Source organism: Streptomyces phytophilus, assembly GCF_013870535.1.
GTDB classification, from domain to species: domain Bacteria; phylum Actinomycetota; class Actinomycetes; order Streptomycetales; family Streptomycetaceae; genus Streptomyces; species Streptomyces phytophilus.
This window is the reverse complement of record NZ_JACBXC010000938.1, coordinates 1-2,420: the sequence shown is the minus strand read 5'-3', so window position 1 is coordinate 2,420 and position 2,420 is coordinate 1. Positions and strand designations below refer to the sequence as shown.

General features: G+C 74.0%; 1 protein-coding gene. It reads left to right on the top strand.

Going from position 1 to position 2,420, the window contains the following annotated elements:
- On the top strand, positions 1-2,420 hold a 2,420-nt coding region (locus tag H5J30_RS27420), incomplete at its 5' end, for a glycoside hydrolase family protein (protein WP_181789999.1).

Genomic DNA, 2,420 nt, shown 5'->3' with positions numbered 1-2,420 from the left:
CCGACGCTGGCTGGCGCGCCGTCCGCGTCCGCATCCGCACCCGCCGCGGCTGGCGCGAACTCCCGGGCGCCATCGGCGAGTACGGCCTCACCCACCACGACGGCGCGGAGCCGCCCGACGCCCAGCAGGTCCGCCGCGAGGAGGCCGGCACCCACCACGCCTTCTTCCCCGCCGAAGCCACCGCCGAGGGCACCGCCGAGAGCAAGGCGGTCGTCTTCCGCCACACCCACCCGCTCGGCACCCTCGAAGCCCGCTGGCGCATCGACGGCCGCCACCCCCGCGACGTACGCGTCACCCTCACCTGGACCGCCGCCCGGGACGGCTGGGTCAGCCTGCGCACCCCCACGCTGTGCGCCCTGCCCGAGCAGGACCTCGCCTTCGGCTGCGTCCCCGGCGGCTGGTACGGCCACGAGGCCAACCCCGACCTGCGCATGGCCGCCGAGTACGGCCACGGCCTGCCCGCCGTGCCGCACCTCTTCTACGACGACCTCGCCACCACCCTCGCCCCGATCCTCAGCACCACCGAAGGGCTCACCCTCGCCGCCGTCGCCGAACCCGGCATGGCCCGCGACCCGTACGCCGCCGACCGCGTCACCCACCGCGACGTACGCCTGGCCCTGTCCACCCGCGACCGCGCCGGCCGCCTCACCCCGCACCTCGCCCGGCCCATCCTCGGCCGCGCCGACTCCCGCTGCACCGCCGGCGAAGAGCGGGCCCTCGACTTCCGCTTCACCCTCACCGACGCCGACTGGTTCGAGGCGCTGCGGCACGCCGCCACCGACGTCTACGGCTTCGGCCGCTACCTCGAACTCGCCGCCAACAAGCACGCGCTGACCGAGCGCCTCGCCCGCATCCAGGCCACCTACATCGCCGACCCGGTGCTGTCCCAGTGGCTCACCGACGAGTACGAGGGCGCCACCATCGGCGCCCAGAAGTACAACGGCTTCGTCCAGGGCGCCGAGAACGACGCGATGAAGAACTCCGACATCGGCGCCATGTGGGGCCTGGCCGCCGCCACCTCGGACGAACTGCTGACGCGCGACCGGCTGCCGTACGTGCGCGACTTCAAGCTCGCCCAGCAGCAGACCGCCGCCGGCCACTACCGGGGCGCCCTCAAGGGCCAGTACTACCTGTTCACGTCGGACCGCTTCGTCGAGGAGGGCAACCCCGACGCCGACATCGCCGACTACGTCGAGCCCCTGGCCACCGCGTACTACGTCGTCACCGACCTCGCGCACATCCTGCTCTTCCAGCCCGGCGACGCCGAACTGGAAGGCCGCATCCGGCTCGCCGCCGACCACCTCGCCGATGCCCAGAGGCCCGACGGCTCCTGGGTGGTCGCCACCGACAAGGAGCCGCCGTACGCGGTCACCTACCCCCATCTGACCGAGGACCTGCGCCCCACCTGGTACGGCCTGCTCGTCGCCCACCACGCGCTCGGCGACCGGCGCTACCTCGACGGCGCCGTGCGCGGCGCCGACTGGTACGTCGCGCACGCCGTCGAGCGCGCCCGCTACCTCGGCTCCACCGGCGACTCCGGCTTCCGCATGGACCTGTCCCTCTCCCAGGGCATCCAGGGCCTGCTCGACCTCGCCGACGCCACCGGCGAGCGCCGCTACCGCGACGCGGCCATCGAGGTCGCCCGCCTCCACACCACCTGGATCTACACCCACCCGGCCCCGTCCACCGAGCCCCGCACCCGGGCCGGCGCCACCTACGAGGCGTGGCAGCTCACCCAGCTCGGCCTGCAGAAGGAGCAGAACGACAGCGCCCCCGGCAACGGCCCCATCCTGCTCTCCAGCTTCGCCGGCACCTACCTGCGCATCCACCGCCTCACCGGCGACCCCCTCTTCCGCGACATGGCCCGCGCCGCCGCCCTCGGCCGAGACGCCTTCGTCGCCGAGGAGCCGGGCGTGCACTCGTACTACTGGGTGCGCTTCGACAACGGCATCGGCTCCTTCCCGCACCACGCCTGGTGGCAGATCGGCTGGATCCTCGACTACCTGCTGGAAGAGGTACGCACCCGCACCGGCGACCGGATCAGCTTCCCCCGCGGCTACTTCACGCCCAAGGTCGGCGGCCAGCTCACCTACGGCTTCGCCCCCGGCCGCGTCCACGGCACCCCCGCCACCCTGCGCATCCCGCCGCGTCTGCTCACCGCCGACACCCCGCACGCCGAAACCCTCGGCGCGCTGGCCACCGACGGCGGCCGGCTCTTCGCGCTGGTGCTGAACAGCAGCGCCCGGCCGCTGACCGCCACCGTGACCATCGACCCGGCGCTGGCGCACCCGGACGGGCCGCGCACCATCACCGGCATCCGCGCCGTCTCCGGCCGGCTCACCGCCGCCGACGCGCCGCGCTTCACCGTGGCGCTCAAGCCCCACGGCATCGCGGTCGTCGCGCTCGACCTCGCCGAGTAG